Genomic DNA, 19,324 nt, shown 5'->3' with positions numbered 1-19,324 from the left:
CCTACAATACTGCGTCAGGCTTCTGCGCGGCGGTACATCCTTCTCGGATGCCCAATCTTCCCGTACAGCATCTCCACTGTCAGAAAACCCACCTCCACGCAGTGTTCCAGATAGCGCCGGGTGGTGGTTTTACTCAGGCCCGTCTCGCTCACCACCTCATCCACCGTAAAACAGTGCGCCGCCTTGTTGTTAAACAGCATTTGCACCCGCGCCAGCGTGTTCTCCTCTATCCCTTTGCTGCCGTTGTCCAGGCGATAGTTTTTCGCCTGCAATTGATAGAGTGAATCTACGTTCTGCTGGTCGACAATCTTCCAGACGCGCTGCTGTTCGGCAAACTGCACAAAACGTTCCAGCGACTGGCTCAGGCGCTTCCAGGAAACCGGCTTGAGGATGTAGTCGAACGCGCCGTTACGAATTGCCTGGCTACAGGTGTCCATATCGCTGGCGGCGGTGATGAAAATCACCGAGCAGTTGGCGCGGGTGAGCATCGGGTTGCTGATAAGGGTGATGCCTTTGCCGTCCGGCAGGTAGTTATCCAGCAGCATCAGCTTCGGCTGTTTGCTCTCCAGTTGTACCTGCGCGTCGGCCAGCGACGCGGCAATCCCCACCAGCCTCAGGCGCGGATGTTTACCGATAAGCTCCGCGTGCAGTTGCGCCAGTTCGTTCTCGTCTTCAACAATCAGTACGTCGATAAGTTCATGTTGCATAGTCGGTATCTTCCAGTTCCTGTACGGGGTGCCGGGCCGTTCCCGTGGCGGGAATAAACAGTGAGAAAATGGCACCGCGTGGGGTGTTATCGGCAACTTCAATTGCACCGCCAGCCTGTGTGACATAGCTTTCAATCAGATACAGGCCAATACCATGATCGCCGCGCGTTTTGGTGGTGATGCCGCGCTCAAAGATCCGGTCGCGGATCTCCGGTGTGATGCCGACGCCCTGGTCGGCGACTTCAATAATCAGTTCCTGCTCGTTCAGCTTTATCAGCACGTCCACCGGGGCATGCGGGAGCGGTGCACGCTGGGTCGCTTCAATGGCGTTATCCAGCAAGTTCCCGATGATCGAGATAAGTTCCGATTCGAGCAGCGGCAGGAACGGTTTATCCACCCGGCAGGCCGGGTCGAAACTCAGCTCAACGCCTTTTTCACGCGCGCGGGCGGCCTTTCCAAGCAGCAAACCACACAGCGTCGGAGAGCTAAAGCGGGACGAGATAAAGTCCAGCAGCTCCTGAGCGTGTTCCGACTGCGCCTGTATGTAGCGAATCGCTTCGTCATAACGGCCCATATGCAGCAGGCCGGACAGCGTAGTCATGCGGTTCAGCTGTTCATGGCGCATGATGCGCAGGTTATCAACGTAGCGCTTCACCTGGCTGAGCTGGGCGCTGAGCGAGTCGATCTCGTTGCGATCGCGAAAGGTGATCACCCAGCCCTGCAACGCATCTTCCAGCATGATCCGCACCCGGCTGGCAATAACTGTGAGATCGTTAAAGCGACAGATCTCATCGTGGGTGTCTTTCGCAAGCATGGTTTGCGCGTTGAAGAACGGGACGGGCGCGATCACCTGGCTGATGAGCTGACCCCGCAGTTCGCGGGCGGGCTGGCGTAAGCCTAATAATTTACGCGCCGCCTGGTTGATCACCTCAATGCGGAGATCGTCGTCGATGGCAATCACCCCTTCATAAATGGATTCCATCATCGCCTTTTGCTGGCGCACCAGCAGGCCGATTTCGCGCGGCTCCAGAGAGAATATCTGCTTCTTGATGCTGCGGGTGAAGAACCAGGAGAAAATAAACAGGGCGATAAGCAGCAGCACGGCGGCAATCAGGATATTAACCACCTTGTTGACGGTGATGGTGTCCAGATAGCTCGTGAGATAGCCTACCGAAACAATCCCCACCACCTGCCCGGCATCATTAAAAATGGGCGCTTTGCTGCGCAGCGAAATGCCTAACCCGCCCTTGCGGATGGTGATGGTGCTTTTGCCGTGTAATACCTCGTCGTTATCTCCGCCAACCAGCGTTTTGCCTACCCGGTCGGCAAACACGGAGTGGAAAAGATGCAGCCCCTTATTGTCACCAATCACAATAAAACTGGCGTCGCTGCGGGCGGCTATTTTCTGCATAAAGTCATGGATACCCAGGATATCCTTTTGTTCGACTTCTTTTCGCAGGGTAGGAATAAGCGCAATTTCTTCGGCCTGTATTTTTGCGCGCGCGCTCATTTCCTGATAAAGCTGCCTGCCGACATCGACATAATAATATCCGCCCAGTAATGCGAACAGCACTGAGAAAAAGGCGACCAGCGAAATAAACAGCTTGATCTGAAACGATACTTTCATAACTATCACGCGAGATATCAACAGGTCGGCTGAATATATCATCTTTTAAAGCCAGGATGCCCGCTTTGCCGAAAACTTGTGATCCCTTGCACAGCGCAGCCTGTAAAAGATTTTTCCGAAAGTCTCATCCTCTTAAGGTTAAATGAATAAATGTTATTTCTTTGTTCAGTTAAGAAAAGAAACCATAAAAACCACGGCAATAAATAAGGCGTAAATCACATTAAATAAAAGAAACCATTAAAACCATAGCGTCCATTAAAACTTCGCTTTTAATATGCCATCCCTCACATAAAGTAAGCCTTTGTGACTCTAAGCTGAACGCACAAAATAACTAAGGGGCTTATTATGAGCACAACTGACGATTCATTCTCTGTTACCCACGACCCGATTGATATTCAGCGGCCATCGCTCAAAGAGCGCTGGTGGCATATTATGGATACCTGGAAAATCGGCATTATTCCTCTGCCGCTGTTCGTTCTGGCGGGCGCGCTGATTGCGATTGATTGCCTGGGCGGAAAACTGCCGAGCGACATTGTGGTCATGGTGGCCACGCTGGCCTTCTTCGGCTTTGCCTGCGGTGAGTTCGGCAAACGCCTGCCGATTGTCGGCAAGCTCGGTGCGGCGGCAATTTGCGCCACCTTTATCCCTTCCGCGCTGGTCTATTACGGCCTGCTGCCGGACGTGGTGGTTGAGTCCACGACCAAATTCTATAAATCCACCAATATTCTCTACCTCTATATCTGCTGCATTATCGTCGGCAGCATCATGAGTATGAACCGCACCGTGCTGATCCAGGGCTTCCTGCGCATCTTCTTCCCGATGCTGTGCGGTGAAATCGTCGGCATGATTGTCGGCATGGGTGTTGGGCTGGCGCTGGGCCTCGAGCCGTTCCAGATCTTCTTCTTTATCATTCTGCCGATCATGGCGGGCGGCGTCGGGGAAGGGGCGATCCCGCTCTCTATCGGCTATGCCACCCTGCTGCATATGGATCAGGGCGTGGCGCTCGGCCGCGTGCTGCCGATGGTGATGCTCGGCGGCCTGACGGCGATCATTATCTCCGGCTGCCTCAACCAGCTCGGGAAACGCTACCCGCACCTGACCGGTGAAGGCCAGCTGATGCCGAATCGCGCCAACGCTGATGCCACTGTTTCCCAACCTGCGTTCTCCGGCAAAGCGGACGTGACGACCATCGCCTCGGGCGCGCTGCTGGCGGTGCTGCTGTACATGCTGGGCATGCTCGGTCACAAGCTGATTGGTCTGCCAGCGCCGGTGGGCATGTTGTTTATGGCGGTGCTGGTGAAGCTCTGCAACGGCGCCTCTCCGCGTCTGCTGGAGGGTTCCCAGGTGGTGTACAAATTCTTCCAGACCTCCGTGACCTACCCAATCCTCTTCGCTGTCGGCGTGGCGATTACCCCATGGCATGAACTGGTGGCGGCGTTCACCGTCAGCAACCTGCTGGTGATTGTCAGCACCGTTTCCGCGCTGGTGGCGACCGGATTCTTCGTTGGCAAAAAGATTGGTATGCACCCGATTGATGTCGCCATCGTCTCCTGCTGTCAGAGCGGGCAGGGCGGCACCGGTGACGTGGCGATCCTGACCGCAGGCAACCGCATGAGCCTGATGCCATTCGCCCAGATTGCTACCCGTATCGGCGGCGCGATTAACGTCTCTGTCTCACTGCTGATTCTGGGCAACTTCCTCGTTTAAGTTTTCAGGAAAGAACAATGAAACTCGCAAGCTTTTTATACCAGGGAAAACGCAGCTACGGCATCGTACAGGCCGAAGGCGTGATTGATTTGGGCCGCCGCCTGGGCGACCGCTATGGCGACCTTAAAGCGCTGTTGCAGGGGAACGGGCTGGCGCAGGCCACCCGTTTTCTGAACGACGCGGTGGATGTACCGCTGAACGCCATCACCTTCTTACCGGTGATTGTCCAGCCGGAAAAAATCCTCTGCGTGGGCATGAACTATGCCGACAAGCGCAAGGAGTTTGACCAGCACAACCCGGCCCCGACGCTGTTTGTCCGCTTCCCGGACTCACAGACCGGCCACAACGAGCCGGTGCTGAAACCGCGCCACTCCAGCGAGTTCGACTACGAAGGCGAGCTGGCTGTGATCATCGGCAAAGGCGGGGAGAACATCAGCCGCGACGACGCCCTGCGCCACGTGGCGGGCTACAGCTGTTACATGGACGGCTCCGCCCGCGACTGGCAGCACACCTGGTTCACCGCCGGGAAAAACTGGCGGCAGACCGGGGCGTTCGGCCCGTGGATGGCGACGGCGGATGAGATCCCGGACCCGCACAGCCTGGCGATCCGCACCTGGCTGAACGGCCGCATGGTGCAGGAGGACAACACCAGCAGCATGATCCACAAGGTGGCGGAACTGATCGAGTATATCAGCACCTTCACCCGTCTCAGCCCGGGCGACGTGATCATCACCGGCTCGCCTGGTGGCGTGGGTAAAAAGCGCAACCCGCCGCTGTTTATGAAGGAGGGGGATCGCATTGAGGTGGAGATCGAGCATATCGGTCATCTGAGCAACGTGATCGTGGAAGCGCCAGCCGTCGGGCTCGCGGCAGCGCACTGAGTAAGGCGGCAGCATGCAATCGCAACCCATTGATTTTCGGCACACCGTTGTGGCGAAACACCCGGAACGCTTAAGCCAGATCCGCTACCTGCTGGCAGACAGCGGCCTTGGCCTGGACAACGACATCACGCTGTTTGTCGAAGCCTGGTCCGGCGCGCAGCTGGTGGGTTGCGCCGGGCTGGCTGCCAACGTCATCAAATGCGTGGCGGTCAACGAGCAGCTTCGTGGGGAAAACCTCAGCGCGCGTCTGCTGGCAGAGGTGGAAAACGCGGCGCTGGAGCGCGGCCATTTTCACCTCTTCCTCTGCACCCGTCCGTGCAATAAGGAGCGCTTTGGCCGCAGCGGTTTCTGGCCGATTGCCCAGAGCGGGAACAACGCGGTGCTAATGGAGAACACTCCGCAGGGGATCGCGCGCTACTGCCGATCCCTGCGCGCGAAGCGCCGGTGTGGGGAAAAAACGGGCGCGATCGTGATGAACGCCAATCCCTTCACCCTCGGCCATCGTCATCTGGTGGAGCAGGCGGCGACGCAGTGCGATGCCCTGCATCTGTTTGTGGTGCGTGAAGACGCCTCGTTCTTCCCGTTCAGCGCGCGCATTGAGATGGTGCGTGCGGGCGTGGCGCATCTGCCGAACGTGGTGGTGCATGAAGGCTCGCAGTACATCATCTCCCGCGCCACCTTCCCGGCCTACTTCCTGAAGGAGACCGGCAAAGTGCAGCAGGCGTGGAGCGAGATCGACGTGCTGATCTTCCGGGACTATATCGCCCCGGCGCTGGGCATCACGCACCGCTTCATCGGCTCGGAGCCGTTCTGCGACATCACGCGGCAATACAACCAGACGCTGCACGACCTGCTGGCCTCGCACATCGACGTGGTGGAGATGCCGCGCATCAAAGCCACCGGCAACGCCATTTCGGCCTCGGAAGTGCGCCGTTTACTCAAGACACAGCAGTTTTCCCGGATCCGGGAGATTGTCCCGGACTCCACCTTCGCGCACCTCGAAGCACATTATCGTGCGAGTGCGGAAGTCGCATAACTATCAGGAATTTATCATGAATATTGTAAGGGAGGCGCTGGCCGGAACGCAGGAGTCCAGCGACCTGATGGTGAAAATCGCCCCCGCTCACGGTGAGCTGGAGATTGTCATCCACAGTGAAGTGATTAAGCAGTTTGGCGAGCAAATACGCCAGGTGGTCAACGACACATTGCGCGCCATGAACGTGCACCAGGGATTAATCATTATTGAAGACAAAGGGGCGCTGGACTGTGTGATCCGCGCTCGCCTGCAAAGCGCGCTTCTGCGTGCCGCCGATGAACAGGTCATCAACTGGGGGGCGCTGAAATGAGCAAACTCCGCCGCAGTATGCTGTTCCTGCCAGGCGCCAATGCCGCCATGCTCTCTACCGCCTTTATCTACCGCCCCGACTCCATCATGTTTGACCTTGAGGACGCCGTGGCCCTGCGCGAGAAAGACACCGCACGCATGCTGGTGTTCCACGCGTTGCAGCATCCGATGTATCAGGATATCGAAACCGTGGTGCGCATTAACCCGCTGAACACGCCGTTTGGCCTGCTGGATCTGGAGGCCGCCGTGCGCGCGGGCGTGGACGTTATTCGTCTGCCGAAAACCGACACGCCGGACGACATCTACGAGCTGGAAGGCCACCTCGATCGCATTGAGCAGGAGTGCGGGCGCGAAGTGGGTTCCACCCGCGTGATGGCGGCGATTGAATCGGCCATTGGCGTTATCAACGCCGTGGCGATTGCCCGCAGCTCCCCGCGCCTGATCGGCATTGCGCTGGCCGCCTTTGACTACGTGATGGACATGCAGACCGAGCGCGGCGACGGCACCGAGCTGTTCTATGCCCGCTGCGCCGTGCTGCACGCCGCACGCGCCGCCGGTATCGACGCCTTCGACGTGGTGTGGTCCGACGTTAACGACGAAGCCGGGTTCCTGCGCGAGGTCGACCTGATCCGCAAGATGGGCTTCAACGGCAAATCGCTGATTAACCCGCGCCAGATAGACCTGCTGCACAACGCCTACGCCCCGACTCAGGAAGAGGTGGATCATGCCAAAAGGGTGATTGAGGCGGCAGAAGAGGGAGAGCGTAACGGCCTGGGCGTGGTGTCGCTCAACGGCAAAATGGTGGATGCACCGATTATTAACCACGCGCAGGTGGTGCTGGAGCGCGCGGCGGCCTCTGGCGTGCGTCGGTAAGGATGACATAATGAATCAGACAGAACTTCTCCATGTAAATTTCCCCCATCTGCGGGATCTGAAACCCTTTGATACCGCCCACAGCGCGACGCCGTGGCTGGCGGACAGCGAGGCGAAGCACAGCCGCAAGCTCTGCGCCTCTATTGAAGAGGCGGTTAAGCGCAGCGGCTTGCAGGACGGGATGACCATCTCCTTCCACCATGCCTTTCGCGAAGGCGACCGGGTGATCAACACCGTCGTGGCGCTGCTGGCGCGGATGGGCTTCAAAAATCTGACCCTGGCTTCCAGCTCGCTGATGACCTGCAATGACGCGCTGATCGAGCATATCGAGAGTGGCGTCATCACCCGGATTTACACCTCCGGCATGCGCGGCAGGCTGGCGGATGCCATCTCCCACGGGCTAATGGACGAGCCGGTACAAATTCACTCCCACGGCGGGCGCGTGAAGCTGCTCCAGGACGGCGAACTGAGCATCGACGTGGCATTTCTTGGCGTGCCGTGCAGCGATGAGTTTGGCAACGCCAACGGCACGCACGGAAAATCGTGCTGCGGTTCGCTGGGCTACGCCATGGTGGATGCGCACTTTGCCCGTAAGGTGGTGCTGCTGACCGAAGCGCTGGTGCCATTCCCCAATATGCCCGCCAGCCTGGTGCAGGATCAGGTGGACTACATCGTGCAGGTGGAGAGCGTGGGCGACCCGGCGAAAATCAGCGTCGGCGCGGCGCGCGTCACCAGCAACCCGCGCGAGCTGATGATCGCCCGCTATGCGGCGGACGTGATTGAACACTCTGGCTATTTCAAACCAGGCTTCTCGATGCAGACCGGCTCCGGTGCAGCGGCCACCGCCTGCACCCGTTTTATGGAAGAGAAGATGGAGCGCGGCGGCGTGAAGGCGCGCTTCGCCCTTGGCGGCATCACCGGCAGCCTGGTGGATCTGCACGAGAAGGGGCTCATCGAAAAGCTGCTCGACACCCAGTGCTTTGACGGCCAGGCAGCGGCCTCGCTGGCGCGCAACCCGAACCACGTGGAGATCTCCACCAACGTCTACGCCAACCCCGGCAGCAAGGCGGCAAGCTGCGACCAGCTCGACGTGGTGATCCTCAGCGCCCTGGAAATCGACGTCGACTTTAACGTCAATGTCATCACCGGCTCCGATGGCGTGATGCGTGGCGCATCCGGCGGACACTGCGACGTGGCGGCGGCAGCCAACCTGACCATTGTGGTCGCGCCGCTGCTGCGAAGCCGCATCCCGACCGTCGTGAAGCGCGTTACCACCCGCCTCACGCCGGGGGAGAGCATTGACGTGCTGGTCACCGACCACGGTATTGCGGTCAACCCGGCGCGCCCGGAGATCCGCGAACGACTTATGGAAGCAGGGCTGAAGGTTGTAGATATCAACGCGCTGTATGAGCGAGCGATTTCGTTGACAGGCGTACCGAAACCGATTGAGTTCACCGACAAAATCGTCGGGGTGATCCGCTACCGCGACGGCAGCGTGATCGACACCGTTCGACAGGTAAAGGAGGAAGTGTGACTATTGCGACACCCGTGCGGACGGGTGTCAGCCTGGACGAACTGCTGGCGGCGAAAGAGCGCCGCGCAGCGCGCCAGGCTGACATGCTTGCGCACTATCAACAACCGGTGATCTCCCTCACGCTGGTTACGCCCGGGGAAATCAAAGACAGCCTTCGCTATCGCAACACCATGGGCGTGGCGCTGCAAATGTGCGACCAGCTGCTGTGGGAAAACCGCTGGCAGGTGCTGGACCGTAAGGTGCTGTGGCTACCCACCGGACCTGAAGCCTTGTGGTGCATCGCGCATCCGGCGGCGGAAATTAAGGCGCACTGTGCAGAACTGGAGCAGACGCACCCACTCGGCAGGCTGTGGGATCTGGATGTGATCTGCCCTGAAAACGGCCACGTCGGGCGTCAGTCGCTGGGGGCGAATCTCAGACGCTGCCTGATCTGTGACGAGCCCGCTCATGCCTGTTCCCGTTCGCGCAATCACCCCGCTGAGCAGGTGGTTTCCCGCGTGGAGAAGATGATCGATGACTGGTTTGCTCGCGACTGAACCGCGCCCGGTTGATCTCCCTGCGCTTGCCGCAGATGCGCTGTGGCAGGAGCTGGAGCTGACGCCAAAACCGGGGCTGGTGGACAGGCTCAATAACGGCTCCCATCGCGATATGGACCATGCCTTGTTTGTCCGCAGCATTATGGCGATTACGCCGTGGTTTGCCCGGTTTGCGGAACTGGGTGAAGCACATGCGGCCAAACCTGCCGATCGGCAGTTGCGGATTCTTCGCCCAATGGGAATGGCCTGCGAGCAGGCAATGTACGCCGCCACGGGCGGGGTAAATACCCACAAGGGCGGTATTTTTGCCCTCGGTTTGCTCTGCTTCGCCGCCGGGCGTGTGAAAAATATCTCTGCGGATAGCCTCTGTTGTGAGGTAAGTAACATCTGTCGTGGGCTGGTGGCGAGGGAGCTGGCCGGGCGCAGCGGGCAGGCAACGGCGGGGGAGCGGCAGTTTCAGCTGTACGGTTTAACCGGCGCGCGTGGCGAGGCAGAAAGCGGCTTTGCCACGGTGCGTAAGGCTTTGGATGCGTGGAACGGTCAGTCGCTTCACGGCCTGCTGTTGCGCCTGATGGCGGTAAATCAGGACAGCAATCTCGTTTCGCGCGGCGGCATTGAGGGGCTGCGCTACGTTCAGGGCTATGCGCGGGAACTGCTGGCTAACGGCTGGGACTGCGAGGCGTTGCTGAAGATGGATAAGGCATTGATTGAACGCAACCTGAGCCCGGGCGGCAGCGCGGATTTGCTGTCGGTGGGGTGGGTGCTTTCTGGAATAAAATAGCCGGGTGGCGGCTACGCCTTACCCGGCCTACGGTCTGGTTTTCCAGGCCCGGTAAGCGCAGCGCCACCGGGCACAACAATCAATGCGCGATCGGCTGTGCACCGTGCGGCTCGCGCACGTGCTTGTACTTGAACAGCGCGATGAACGCGAAGAACAGCACCAGCGAGTACCCGGCGAAGATCAGCCACACTGGTTGCCAGTTGGTGATGCCGTTAGTGGTATACATCTCAACCACTTTGCCGCTCACCACGCCGCCCAGAATACAGCCGAAGCCGTTGGTCATCATCAGGAACATGCCCTGCGCACTGGCGCGGATTTCAGGTTTCACCTCTTTTTCCACAAACACCGAGCCGGAGATGTTGAAGAAGTCGAAGGCACAGCCGTAAACAATCATCGACAGAACCAGCAGCACGGTGCCGAACGCGCTTGGGTCGCCATAGGCGAACAGACCGAAGCGCAACATCCAGGCGGCGATACTGATCAGCATGACGTTCTTGATACCGTAGCGGCTCAGGAAGAACGGGATAGTCAGGATGAACAGCGTCTCGGAGATCTGCGAGATGGACATCATCACCGACGCGTGTTCGACGATAAAGCTCCCGGCAAACAGCGGATCGTTATCGAAGCTGTGCAGGAAGGTATTACCGAACATGTTGGTGATTTGCAGTTCCGCGCCCAGCAGCATGGAGAAGATAAAGAAGATCGCCATGCGCTTGTTTTTAAACAGTGCGAAGGCGTCCAGGCCAAGCATGGTGCTCCAGCTCTGGTTTTTCTGCTGATTAGATACCGGAATGGTGGGCAGTGTCAGGGTGAACAGCGCCAGCAGTACGGAGAGCGCCGCGCCGATGTAGAGCTGCATATGGCTCAGCTCGAAGCCCGCGAAGCTCACGCCCCACATCGCCATGATAAAGCCGATGGTGCCCCAGATACGGATTGGCGGGAAGTCGGTGACGATATCCAGACCGGCAGATTTCAGGCGATAGTAGGAGATGGTGTTGATCAGGCCAAGCGTTGGCATATAGGCCAGCGAGTTAAGCAGGATCACCATGAACATCGCCCCCGGCGTGGTCACTTCGGCCGCCATAAACAGCGTCCCCGCACCCACCAGGTGGCAAAGCATATACAGCCATTTCGCGCTTAGCCATTTATCCGCCACGATACCGAGCAGCGTTGGCATGAAGACAGCCGCAATACCCAGCGAGCTGTAAACGGCACCGATCGACGCACCATCGAACTTGAGCGTCACAAACATATAGGAGCCGAGTGTAGTCAGCCAGCTACCCCACAGGCAGAACTGCAGAAACGACAAGATTTTAAGCTGCAGCTTAAGGTTCATGTTACTTTCCTCACAAGTGAGCGGGAGATATGTTGTTTTGGGAACATTCAGGGTTGTTATTTGATGCAATTCTATCAGTTGGCAACGATATGTTTTGTTACCTCCCGCAAAAAAATGCAATCCACATTAATTTGCAGTCTGGATTGTGATGCAAATAGCATTTTCGTATGGGTGGGATGAGATGGGTGCGGTCTGATGTCCCCTCACCCTAACCCTCTCCCAGAGGGAGAGGGAACTTGAATACCCTCTCCCTCTGGGAGAGGGCAGGGTGAGGGGTAGTTTTCTAGCGGCGACGGTAGTTCTTCTGCGCCGTATTCACCTTATACAGATAGCGGCGTGATTCCGCAGACGGGTGGCGGGTGGTGAGGGTTGAGTAGACATCCCCCGGCGCCATGCTGTTGATGATGTTCGCGGCCTGCACTTTGTCATTTGAGAAGACGCGCAGCACGCTGCCCGCGCCACCGTTATAGGCGGTGATCACCGCATAGCGGCGTGAGGTTGGGTTATCAATCCCGCCCAGGTAGACATTGTTCAGCATCGCCAGATAGGCCGTACCGGTATCAATGTTGCTTTGCGGATCGAACAGGTAGCTGCGGCTCGGTGTGCCGGATTTCCCCTGTGCGCGGAACACGTCTTTACCGGCGCTGTGCTGTACAACCTGCATCAGCCCCAGCGCGTCGGAACGGCTTACCGCGTAGGGGTTGAACGAGGACTCGGTCTGCATAATCGCCAGGATCAGCGACTCATCCACGCCATACTTACGCGACGCCTGACGCACCATGCCCAGATACTTATGCGCACGCTTGTCGAGGTGGTTCGGCACCAGGTTGATCGTGACGCTGTAGATCACTTTCAGGCCGTTGGTGCGGCTTTTCAGGCGCGTTTGCAGCAGGTAGTCGGCAAATTTCGTGGCGCGGCCTTCCCAGCGGATCGGCTGACCGGTCTGGTCAACGACCTGGCCATACAGAAACGGCTCTTTGGAGATGGTGATGTCATCGGCATCAGAGTAGAGGTCGATAGACCCCGGATCGTCGCCCATCAGCAGGGTTTTGATGATGGCCTGACGTAAATGCGCCGCAGGTTCAGTCCCTGCGATGGTTTCAACCGTAATCGTACCGTCATCGAAGTTGATGTGGCTACGGGTCTGATAGGCGTCAGTGTACTTAACGTAGTCCTTCGGTCCGGCAATAAGAACTTCGTTAAATCCCCATATGTTCTCGATGTTGTGGGCAAACTGCCCCATCAAAATGTCAAAACCGTTGGTGTCCTTTACCCAGGCTTCGTTGTATTCATCGCCTTTTTTGGAAGAACAAGACACAAGCAACGGCGCAACAAGGGCTAGCGCTAAAAGTTTTTTCATCATTCCGGGAGTGCGTGTTGTGTTTGCTTTGGGGTTGCTGTTGCCGGGTGGCGCTGCGCTTACCCGGCCTACAAAACCGTAGGCCCGTGCAAGCGCAGCGCCGCCGGGCAGCAGCCGCAGAGTATTATTTTTCCGGTGGCGTATAGCCTTCGATATGGACGTCTTTACCCTCGAACAGGAAGTTCACCATCTCCTGCTCCAGCAGTTTGCGGTGTTCCGGGTTCATCATGCTGAGCTTTTTCTCGTTGATCAGCATGGTCTGCTTCTTCTGCCACTGTCCCCAGGCTTCTTTGGAGATCTCGTTGTAAATGCGCTTACCCAGGTCGCCCGGGTAGAGCTGGAAATCCTGGCCTTCAGCGTCGCGCTGTAGGAAAGTACAAAAAATGGTTCTGGCCATACTCATTCCTCTTTGTCTTGCCGATGCTAAACCATTGCACCGACACGTAATTGCTGTAACAGGCGCTCCACGGGAGCCGCCAGCCCGACTGATGGCGGTTGCGCTAAGTTATACCAGAGAGCGTTGCCTTCATCCATGCACGACGTGAATGAGGACACGGGAAGCCACATCGGCACAATATCCAGATGGAAATGGCTGAAGGTATGACGGAACGCGTTGAGTTGCGTCAGGGTATCGGCCGCAATGCCGCGCTGTTCAAGCCATGCCCGAAGCGAGGCTTCATCCTCAAACTGTGGGAAGCAGTATAGACCACCCCACAGGCCACTCGGCGGGCGCTGAGCGAGAAACACCTCGTCGCCATGCTGCATCAGCAGCATGTACCCGGTGCGTTCAGGCAGCGTCTGCTTCGGTTTTTTCCCCGGATACTGCGCCCAGGTGTGGTTCGCATACGCCACGCAGAGGTTGTTTACCGGGCAAAGTTCGCACTTCGGTTTTGAACGGGTGCAGACCATCGCGCCCAGATCCATCATCGCCTGGTTAAAACGCTCCACCCCTTTCGCCGGAGTGACCGCTTCACTGATCTCCCACAGGCGTTTCTCAACCTCTTTCTTGCCCGGCCAGCCATCTATGGCGTAGCAGCGTGCGAGCACGCGCTTGACGTTGCCGTCGAGAATAGGGAAATGTTTGCCTAAAGAGAGGGAGAGGATTGCGCCTGCGGTTGAACGCCCGACGCCGGGCAAATCCGCCACCTCGTCAAAGGTCTCCGGGAATTTACCGTTGTGGCGGGTGGCGACCTGCTGTGCGGCTTTGTGCAGGTTGCGCGCGCGGGCGTAATAGCCGAGGCCTGTCCACAGGTGCAGTACCTCGTCCAGCGGCGCGTTGGCCAGATCGGTGATTGTCGGGAAGCGCGCCATAAAACGCTCGAAGTAAGGAATGACCGTCGCGACCTGCGTTTGTTGCAACATCACCTCGGAGAGCCATACTTTGTACGGCGTTTTTTCAATTTGCCAGGGCAGGGTTTTACGCCCGTATTTGTCGTACCAGTCCAGCACCTGGGCTGAAAATTGAGAGGCTTGCATGGTCATCGATTCGCTTAATCAGGGACGCAGATTGCAGCACAGCGTCAATCTGCTGTAAACCGGATCTTTCCCATGCTTGCATAGAAGCCTTAACTTTGGATAATGCCCGTTTCCCGAACATTCTCACAAGCAGACAACTCTTTTATGAAAAACGACGTCATTTCACCGGAATTTGATGAAAACGGTCGCCCGCTGCGCCGTATTCGCAGCTTTGTCCGCCGTCAGGGGCGCCTGACAAAAGGGCAGCAACACGCGCTGGACAACTACTGGCCGGTGATGGGCGTTGAGTTCAGCGAGCAACCGCTCGACTTCACCGACCTGTTTGGCCGCGACGCGCCAGTGACGCTGGAGATTGGTTTTGGCATGGGCACCTCGCTGGTGACCATGGCAAAAGCGCGCCCGGAGCAGAACTTCCTCGGTATCGAAGTACACTCGCCGGGCGTCGGCGCGTGCCTGGCAACGGCCCACGAAGAGGGCGTTGAGAACCTGCGCGTCATGTGTCACGACGCGGTGGAAGTGCTGCACAAAATGATTCCTGACAATTCTTTGAACATGGTTCAGCTCTTTTTCCCTGACCCATGGCACAAAGCGCGTCATAATAAACGCCGTATCGTTCAGGCACCGTTTGCCGAGCTGGTGAAAAGCAAGCTTAAGCTGGGCGGCGTCTTCCACATGGCGACCGACTGGGAACCTTATGCGGAACATATGCTGGAAGTGATGTCGTCCCTGGACGGGTATAAAAATCAGTCTGAAAGCAACGACTACGTACCGCGTCCGGATTCACGTCCGGTGACAAAATTTGAACAACGTGGCCATCGTCTTGGTCACGGCGTATGGGACTTAATGTTCGAGAGGGTGAAATAATGGCAAAGAATCGTAGCCGTCGTCTGCGTAAAAAGATGCACATCGAAGAATTCCAGGAAGTGGGCTTCTCCGTTGCCTGGCGCTTCCCGGAAGGCACCAGCGTTGAGCAGATCGATCAGGACGTTGATGCGTTCATCAACGAGGTGATCGAGCCAAACAAGCTGGCCTTCGACGGTAGCGGCTATCTGGCGTGGGAAGGTCTGATTTGCACCCAGGAAGTGGGGAAATGCACCGAAGAGCATCAGGCGCTGGTACGCAAATGGCTTGAAGACCACAAACTGGAAGATGTCCGCGTTAGCGAACTTTTCGACGTTTGGTGGGACTAATAAAGCAAGAACGGGGCCAGCATTAGCTGGCCCATTTTGTCTGAGGGAGTGTTAAAGATGCGCAAAACGTTGCTGGCTGTTGCTTTACTGGCAATCGGAACCACCGCCCATGCGGAGTATAAATGTAGCGTCACCCCGCGTGATGACGTGGTGCTGAGTCCGCAAACCGTGCAGGTTAAGGGCGAGAATGGCAATCTGGTGATTACGCCGGATGGCAACGTGACCTTTAACGGCAAACCGCAAAACCTGACGGCCGCCCAGCGCGAGCAGGCGATGGACTACCAGGCCGAGTTGCGTACCGCGCTGCCCTGGATCAACGATGGCGCGCTGACCCGCGTTGAAAAGAGCCGCGTGGCGCTGGATAAAATCATCACCAAAGAGGTGGGGGAGAGCAGCAATATGCGCACCCGCCTGACGAAGCTGGATAAACAGCTGAAAGAGCAGATGAACCGTATTATCGAGACGCGCTCTGATGGCCTGACGTTCCACTATAAGGCGATCGATCAGGTGCGTGCCGACGGTCAGCAGCTGGTGAACCAGGCGATGGGCGGCATTCTCCAGGACAGCATCAACGAGATGGGCGCCAAAGCGGTGCTGAAGGGTGGCGGTAATCCGTTGCAGGGTGTACTGGGTAGCCTGGGCGGACTGCAAACCTCGATTCAGAACGAGTGGAAGAATCAGGAAGCCGATTTCCAGCAGTTCGGCAAAGACGTGTGTAAACGCGTGGTGTCGCTGGAAGACAGCCGGAAGGCGCTGGTGGGGACGCTGAAGTAATTCACTTAGCCCCTCACCCTAACCCTCTCCCCAAAGGGGCGAGGGAATAGTTTGCTCCCTCACTTTAACCCTTTCCCTAAAGGGGCGAGGGAATAGTTTGCGCCCTCACATTAACCCTTTTCCTAAAGGGGCGAGGGGATGGTTTGCCCCCTCTCCCTTTCAGGGAGAGGGCCGGGGTGAGGGTTGCAGCGCTTGCAGCGTTTCAAGGATCCTTTCTAACACCGCCTCTTCGTTATTCCAGAGTTCGTTGTTCCAGAATCGAATAACGTGCCAGCCCTTATGGTTTAACCACAATGTCCTTTGTCGATCGTATTCCAGCTTTTCATCATGTTGTCCGCCATCTAGCTCAACGGCCAGCCGAGCCGCGCAACAGGCGAAATCCAGAATGTAGTGACCTACCGGGTGCTGTCGGCGAAATTTATAATTTTCGAAACGGCGGCTGCGCAGTAAATACCAAAGCCGCCTTTCTTCCTGTGTCAGCTCGCGTCTGAGCTGTTTTGCATAAGAACGAGTAATTTCCATCCCCACACTCTGCCAGCCTTTCCCTCAGCCAGCAGAACGGGATGTAAAATTCTGAATCAGCCTTCAGGATTTTCAGCGAGGAACAGCTCAAGAAGGGAGTTTAAGAACAGCTTGCCGTGCTCGGTGATCTGCCAGGACTCATCACACTCGGTCAGATACCCCTGCGCCAGCGCCTCGTCAATCTGCGGACGAATCACTGACTCCGGCAGCCCGGTATAACGCGTAAATTCCGCGCGCGGTGCGGCTTCCAGCAGACGGAAGCGGTTCATAAAGAACTCAAACGGCTTATCCGCCGCCTCGACGTCGTGCTGACGCTCCAGGTAGCGGCCTTCCATATACCCGCGCGGGTGACGCGTTTTGGCGGTACGCAGAATGCGTCCGTCCGGGAAGGTCACTTTGCCATGTGCGCCGCAGCCAATTCCCAGATAATCACCAAAACGCCAGTAGTTCAGATTGTGCTGACACTGATAGCCCGGCTTCGCATACGCCGACGTTTCGTATTGCTGATACCCCGCCGCGGTCAAAAGCTGGTGGCCCTGCTCGAAGATATCCCACAGCGCGTCATCGTCCGGCAGCACCGGAGGACGGGAACCAAACAGGGTGTTAGGCTCAATGGTCAGCTGATACCACGACAGATGCGGCGGATTCAGTTCAATCGCCTGACGCAAATCGTCCAGCGCTTCTTCGAGCGACTGATCCGGCAGGCCATGCATCAGGTCGAGGTTAAAGCTGCGCAGCCCAAGCCCCGTTGCCAGGTTTGCCGCGCGCTTTGCCTCTTCCGGGCCGTGGATACGCCCCAGACGCTTCAGCTTTGGCTCGCTAAAGCTCTGCACGCCGATAGAGATACGGTTCACGCCCGCACGCTGATACTCGACAAAACGGTCGGCCTCAACGGTACCGGGGTTGGCTTCCATCGTAATTTCAGCATCCACTGCCAGGTTCAGGCGTGCGCGCACGCCATCCAGCAGCGTCTGCATCGCCGGGCCTGAAAGCAGGCTCGGTGTACCGCCACCAATAAAAATGGTCTTCACTTCACGTCCCTGTGCGTACGATACATCGGCATCCAGATCGGCCAGCAGATGCGCGACGTAATCATCGTGCGGCACTTCGCCCTTCAGCGCGTGCGAGTTGAAATCGCAGTACGGGCATTTCTGCACGCACCATGGGATGTGAATATAAAGACTCAGAGGCGGCAAATTAGCCATTACGCAGTGCTTCCAGTAACAGTTTCAGGGCGCGTCCACGGTGGGAGATCGCGCTTTTCTCTTCGCGGGTGAGTTCCGCAGCGGTTTTTCCCTCGGTCGGGACAAAGAAAATTGGGTCGTAACCAAAGCCGCCGTTGCCCGCCGCTTCAAGGGTGATCACGCCCGGCCAGCTGCCGTGACAGACAATCGGCGTGGGATCTTCCGCGTGACGCATGTAGACCAGCACGCAGTGGAACTGCGCGGTACGCTGTTCGTCAGGGACGTCTTTCAGGGCCACAAGCAGCTTTTCCAGATTCTGCTGGTCGGTGGCGTCCACCCCGGAATAGCGGGCGGAGTAAATCCCCGGCGCACCGCCCAGAAAATCCACGGCCAGACCGGAGTCATCAGCAATCGCGGGCAGGCCGGTGATCTGCGCCGCATGGCGCGCTTTCAGAATGGCGTTTTCGATAAACGTCAGGCCGGTCTCTTCGGCGGAGTCCACGCCCAGCTCGGTCTGAGCGACCACGTCCAGCCCAAAATCATTTAATAGCGAGGCCAGCTCGCGCACTTTACCGGCGTTACCGGTGGCGAGAACAACTTTCTGCATGGTTTAGTCCTGTTCTGTCAGAGCCGCGACTTCCGTCGGGATAGATTGCGGGTTAAGGATTTTTACCTGTTTATGCCGGCCAAGTTCACCTTTCTCAATGATGACCTGGCTTTTAGCGACGCGAAACTGTTTAGCCAGATATTTGGTCAGATGCGCATTCGCCTGGCCGTCAACCGGCGGGGCAGTGATGGCGACTTTTAGCTCGTCGCCATGCAGCCCAACAATACTGTCGCGGCTGGCTTTCGGCTGAATGTACAGCCGTAAAACCAGCCCGTCGGCGCAGGGGCTAACTGCACTCATAACGCCATCCACAGCCCCGGCAGCAGCATATTACCCGTCGCCTGTAACAGTTCCGCGATACCCATATTCAGCACGTACAGCAGCAGAACGAGAAGCATCGGGGAGAAGTCGATTCCGCCCATTGCAGGCAGCAGGCTACGAATCGGACGCAGCAACGGTTCAGTCAGCTGAATCAACGCGTACTCCACCGGGCTACGGCCCCGGCTTACCCAGCTCATGATCGCCATCACCAGCAGGACCCAGAAGATCAGCGAGCCGACGGTTTTAACCAGGATCAGAACGGCTGAAATCCAGATAATCGGCTGGAAAGTGATGACCATAAACAGCACGATCGCTTTGATAACGCTCAGAATAAACGCCATCAGCAGAGATGAACTGTCAATTGGCCCCATTGCCGGAATGACGCGGCGAAGCGGCCCCACAACGGGCTGCGTGATTTTCACGATAAATTGTGAGAATGGATTGTAAAAATCACAACGGGCCCACTGCATCCAGACGCGCAACAGCAGCGCCATCGTATACAGTTCAATGACCGTTGAAAGCAGGAAAGTCAACGTCTTCATGGCGTTCCTCAGGTTTCCTTA

The 19,324-nt window shown here is 57.5% G+C and carries 22 protein-coding genes; 11 read left to right on the top strand and 11 right to left on the bottom strand.

The window, feature by feature from the left end:
- Nucleotides 1-14: 14 nt before the first annotated feature.
- Nucleotides 15-707 (bottom strand): response regulator, encoded by a 693-nt coding sequence (locus tag L463_RS00630; protein WP_015571854.1) that lies wholly within the window; start codon nucleotides 705-707, stop codon nucleotides 15-17.
- Nucleotides 697-2,334: an ATP-binding protein gene (locus L463_RS00635; RefSeq protein ID WP_017382937.1), complete on the bottom strand. Its 1,638-nt coding sequence runs from the start codon at nucleotides 2,332-2,334 to the stop codon at nucleotides 697-699. The genes L463_RS00630 and L463_RS00635 overlap by 11 nt, the downstream gene beginning before the upstream one ends.
- 345 nt (nucleotides 2,335-2,679) lie before the next feature.
- On the opposite strand from L463_RS00635, the gene L463_RS00640 reads away from it, so the two are divergent.
- Genes L463_RS00640 through citG form a run of 8 tightly spaced genes read left to right on the top strand, consistent with a single transcriptional unit; the run spans nucleotide 2,680 to nucleotide 9,991 of the window.
- The gene (locus L463_RS00640) at nucleotides 2,680-4,041 is read left to right on the top strand and encodes a 2-hydroxycarboxylate transporter family protein (RefSeq protein ID WP_015571852.1); all 1,362 of its coding nucleotides are present in this window, start codon (nucleotides 2,680-2,682) and stop codon (nucleotides 4,039-4,041) included.
- Nucleotides 4,042-4,058: 17 nt separating this feature from the next.
- Nucleotides 4,059-4,922 (top strand): fumarylacetoacetate hydrolase family protein, encoded by an 864-nt coding sequence (locus L463_RS00645; protein ID WP_015571851.1) that lies wholly within the window; start codon nucleotides 4,059-4,061, stop codon nucleotides 4,920-4,922.
- A 13-nt stretch (nucleotides 4,923-4,935) separates the two neighbouring features.
- Nucleotides 4,936-5,958: a [citrate (pro-3S)-lyase] ligase gene (gene citC, locus L463_RS00650; RefSeq protein ID WP_023295419.1), complete on the top strand. Its 1,023-nt coding sequence runs from the start codon at nucleotides 4,936-4,938 to the stop codon at nucleotides 5,956-5,958.
- A 16-nt stretch (nucleotides 5,959-5,974) separates the two neighbouring features.
- A complete protein-coding gene (citD, locus tag L463_RS00655) occupies nucleotides 5,975-6,268 on the top strand; it encodes a citrate lyase acyl carrier protein (protein ID WP_023295418.1) in 294 nt (97 codons plus the stop codon).
- Nucleotides 6,265-7,140: a citrate (pro-3S)-lyase subunit beta gene (gene citE, locus L463_RS00660; RefSeq protein WP_023295417.1), complete on the top strand. Its 876-nt coding sequence runs from the start codon at nucleotides 6,265-6,267 to the stop codon at nucleotides 7,138-7,140. Before citD ends, citE begins: the two co-directional genes overlap by 4 nt.
- A 10-nt stretch (nucleotides 7,141-7,150) precedes the next feature.
- Nucleotides 7,151-8,674: a citrate lyase subunit alpha gene (gene citF / locus L463_RS00665; protein ID WP_023295416.1), complete on the top strand. Its 1,524-nt coding sequence runs from the start codon at nucleotides 7,151-7,153 to the stop codon at nucleotides 8,672-8,674.
- A complete protein-coding gene (citX, locus tag L463_RS00670) occupies nucleotides 8,671-9,210 on the top strand; it encodes a citrate lyase holo-[acyl-carrier protein] synthase (protein WP_022651835.1) in 540 nt (179 codons plus the stop codon). Before citF ends, citX begins: the two co-directional genes overlap by 4 nt.
- On the top strand, nucleotides 9,188-9,991 hold the full coding sequence (gene citG, locus L463_RS00675; RefSeq protein ID WP_017382931.1) for a triphosphoribosyl-dephospho-CoA synthase CitG: 804 nt from the start codon (nucleotides 9,188-9,190) through the stop codon (nucleotides 9,989-9,991). Before citX ends, citG begins: the two co-directional genes overlap by 23 nt.
- A 79-nt stretch (nucleotides 9,992-10,070) precedes the next feature.
- Here citG and L463_RS00680 read toward each other — a convergent pair whose 3' ends face one another.
- The 4 genes from L463_RS00680 to mutY form a co-directional block, all read right to left on the bottom strand.
- Nucleotides 10,071-11,327 (bottom strand): nucleoside permease, encoded by a 1,257-nt coding sequence (locus tag L463_RS00680; protein ID WP_015571846.1) that lies wholly within the window; start codon nucleotides 11,325-11,327, stop codon nucleotides 10,071-10,073.
- Between the two features lie 283 nt (nucleotides 11,328-11,610).
- Nucleotides 11,611-12,687: a membrane-bound lytic murein transglycosylase MltC gene (gene mltC / locus L463_RS00685; protein ID WP_017382930.1), complete on the bottom strand. Its 1,077-nt coding sequence runs from the start codon at nucleotides 12,685-12,687 to the stop codon at nucleotides 11,611-11,613.
- 124 nt (nucleotides 12,688-12,811) lie between these two features.
- Entirely contained in the window at nucleotides 12,812-13,084 is a 273-nt protein-coding gene (locus tag L463_RS00690; protein WP_003862425.1) for an oxidative damage protection protein, read from the bottom strand.
- 26 nt (nucleotides 13,085-13,110) lie between these two features.
- The gene (gene mutY, locus L463_RS00695) at nucleotides 13,111-14,163 is read right to left on the bottom strand and encodes an A/G-specific adenine glycosylase (RefSeq protein WP_169802915.1); all 1,053 of its coding nucleotides are present in this window, start codon (nucleotides 14,161-14,163) and stop codon (nucleotides 13,111-13,113) included.
- Nucleotides 14,164-14,307: 144 nt separating this feature from the next.
- On the opposite strand from mutY, the gene trmB reads away from it, so the two are divergent.
- The 3 genes from trmB to L463_RS00710 are packed head-to-tail and all read left to right on the top strand — an operon-like array spanning nucleotide 14,308 to nucleotide 16,127.
- A complete protein-coding gene (gene trmB, locus L463_RS00700) occupies nucleotides 14,308-15,027 on the top strand; it encodes a tRNA (guanosine(46)-N7)-methyltransferase TrmB (RefSeq protein ID WP_015571843.1) in 720 nt (239 codons plus the stop codon).
- Complete coding sequence (locus L463_RS00705; protein WP_003862421.1) at nucleotides 15,027-15,353, top strand: YggL family protein; 327 nt, start codon at nucleotides 15,027-15,029, stop codon at nucleotides 15,351-15,353. Before trmB ends, L463_RS00705 begins: the two co-directional genes overlap by 1 nt.
- Before the next feature lie 57 nt (nucleotides 15,354-15,410).
- The gene (locus tag L463_RS00710) at nucleotides 15,411-16,127 is read left to right on the top strand and encodes a YggN family protein (protein ID WP_015571842.1); all 717 of its coding nucleotides are present in this window, start codon (nucleotides 15,411-15,413) and stop codon (nucleotides 16,125-16,127) included.
- Nucleotides 16,128-16,286: 159 nt separating this feature from the next.
- On the opposite strand, the gene L463_RS00715 is transcribed toward L463_RS00710, so the two are convergent.
- Genes L463_RS00715 through L463_RS00735 form a run of 5 tightly spaced genes read right to left on the bottom strand, consistent with a single transcriptional unit; the run spans nucleotide 16,287 to nucleotide 19,303 of the window.
- Nucleotides 16,287-16,649 carry an endonuclease domain-containing protein gene (locus L463_RS00715; protein WP_023295414.1) on the bottom strand — a complete coding sequence of 121 codons (363 nt, stop codon included), beginning with the start codon at nucleotides 16,647-16,649 and terminating at the stop codon, nucleotides 16,287-16,289.
- 56 nt (nucleotides 16,650-16,705) lie between these two features.
- Nucleotides 16,706-17,854 (bottom strand): radical SAM family heme chaperone HemW, encoded by a 1,149-nt coding sequence (gene hemW, locus L463_RS00720; protein ID WP_017382926.1) that lies wholly within the window; start codon nucleotides 17,852-17,854, stop codon nucleotides 16,706-16,708.
- Nucleotides 17,847-18,440 carry an XTP/dITP diphosphatase gene (locus L463_RS00725; protein ID WP_023295413.1) on the bottom strand — a complete coding sequence of 198 codons (594 nt, stop codon included), beginning with the start codon at nucleotides 18,438-18,440 and terminating at the stop codon, nucleotides 17,847-17,849. Before L463_RS00725 ends, hemW begins: the two co-directional genes overlap by 8 nt.
- A 3-nt stretch (nucleotides 18,441-18,443) precedes the next feature.
- Nucleotides 18,444-18,740, bottom strand: coding sequence for a DUF167 family protein YggU (gene yggU, locus L463_RS00730; protein ID WP_003860023.1), 297 nt, complete (start codon nucleotides 18,738-18,740; stop codon nucleotides 18,444-18,446).
- Nucleotides 18,737-19,303 (bottom strand): YggT family protein, encoded by a 567-nt coding sequence (locus tag L463_RS00735; RefSeq protein ID WP_015571838.1) that lies wholly within the window; start codon nucleotides 19,301-19,303, stop codon nucleotides 18,737-18,739. Before L463_RS00735 ends, yggU begins: the two co-directional genes overlap by 4 nt.
- Between the last annotated feature and the right edge of the window lie 21 nt (nucleotides 19,304-19,324).

Origin of the sequence: Enterobacter sp. BIDMC 27, assembly GCF_000534415.1 — a bacterium.
GTDB lineage: Bacteria > Pseudomonadota > Gammaproteobacteria > Enterobacterales > Enterobacteriaceae > Enterobacter > Enterobacter hormaechei_C.
This window is presented reverse-complemented; position numbering and strand designations above follow the sequence as displayed.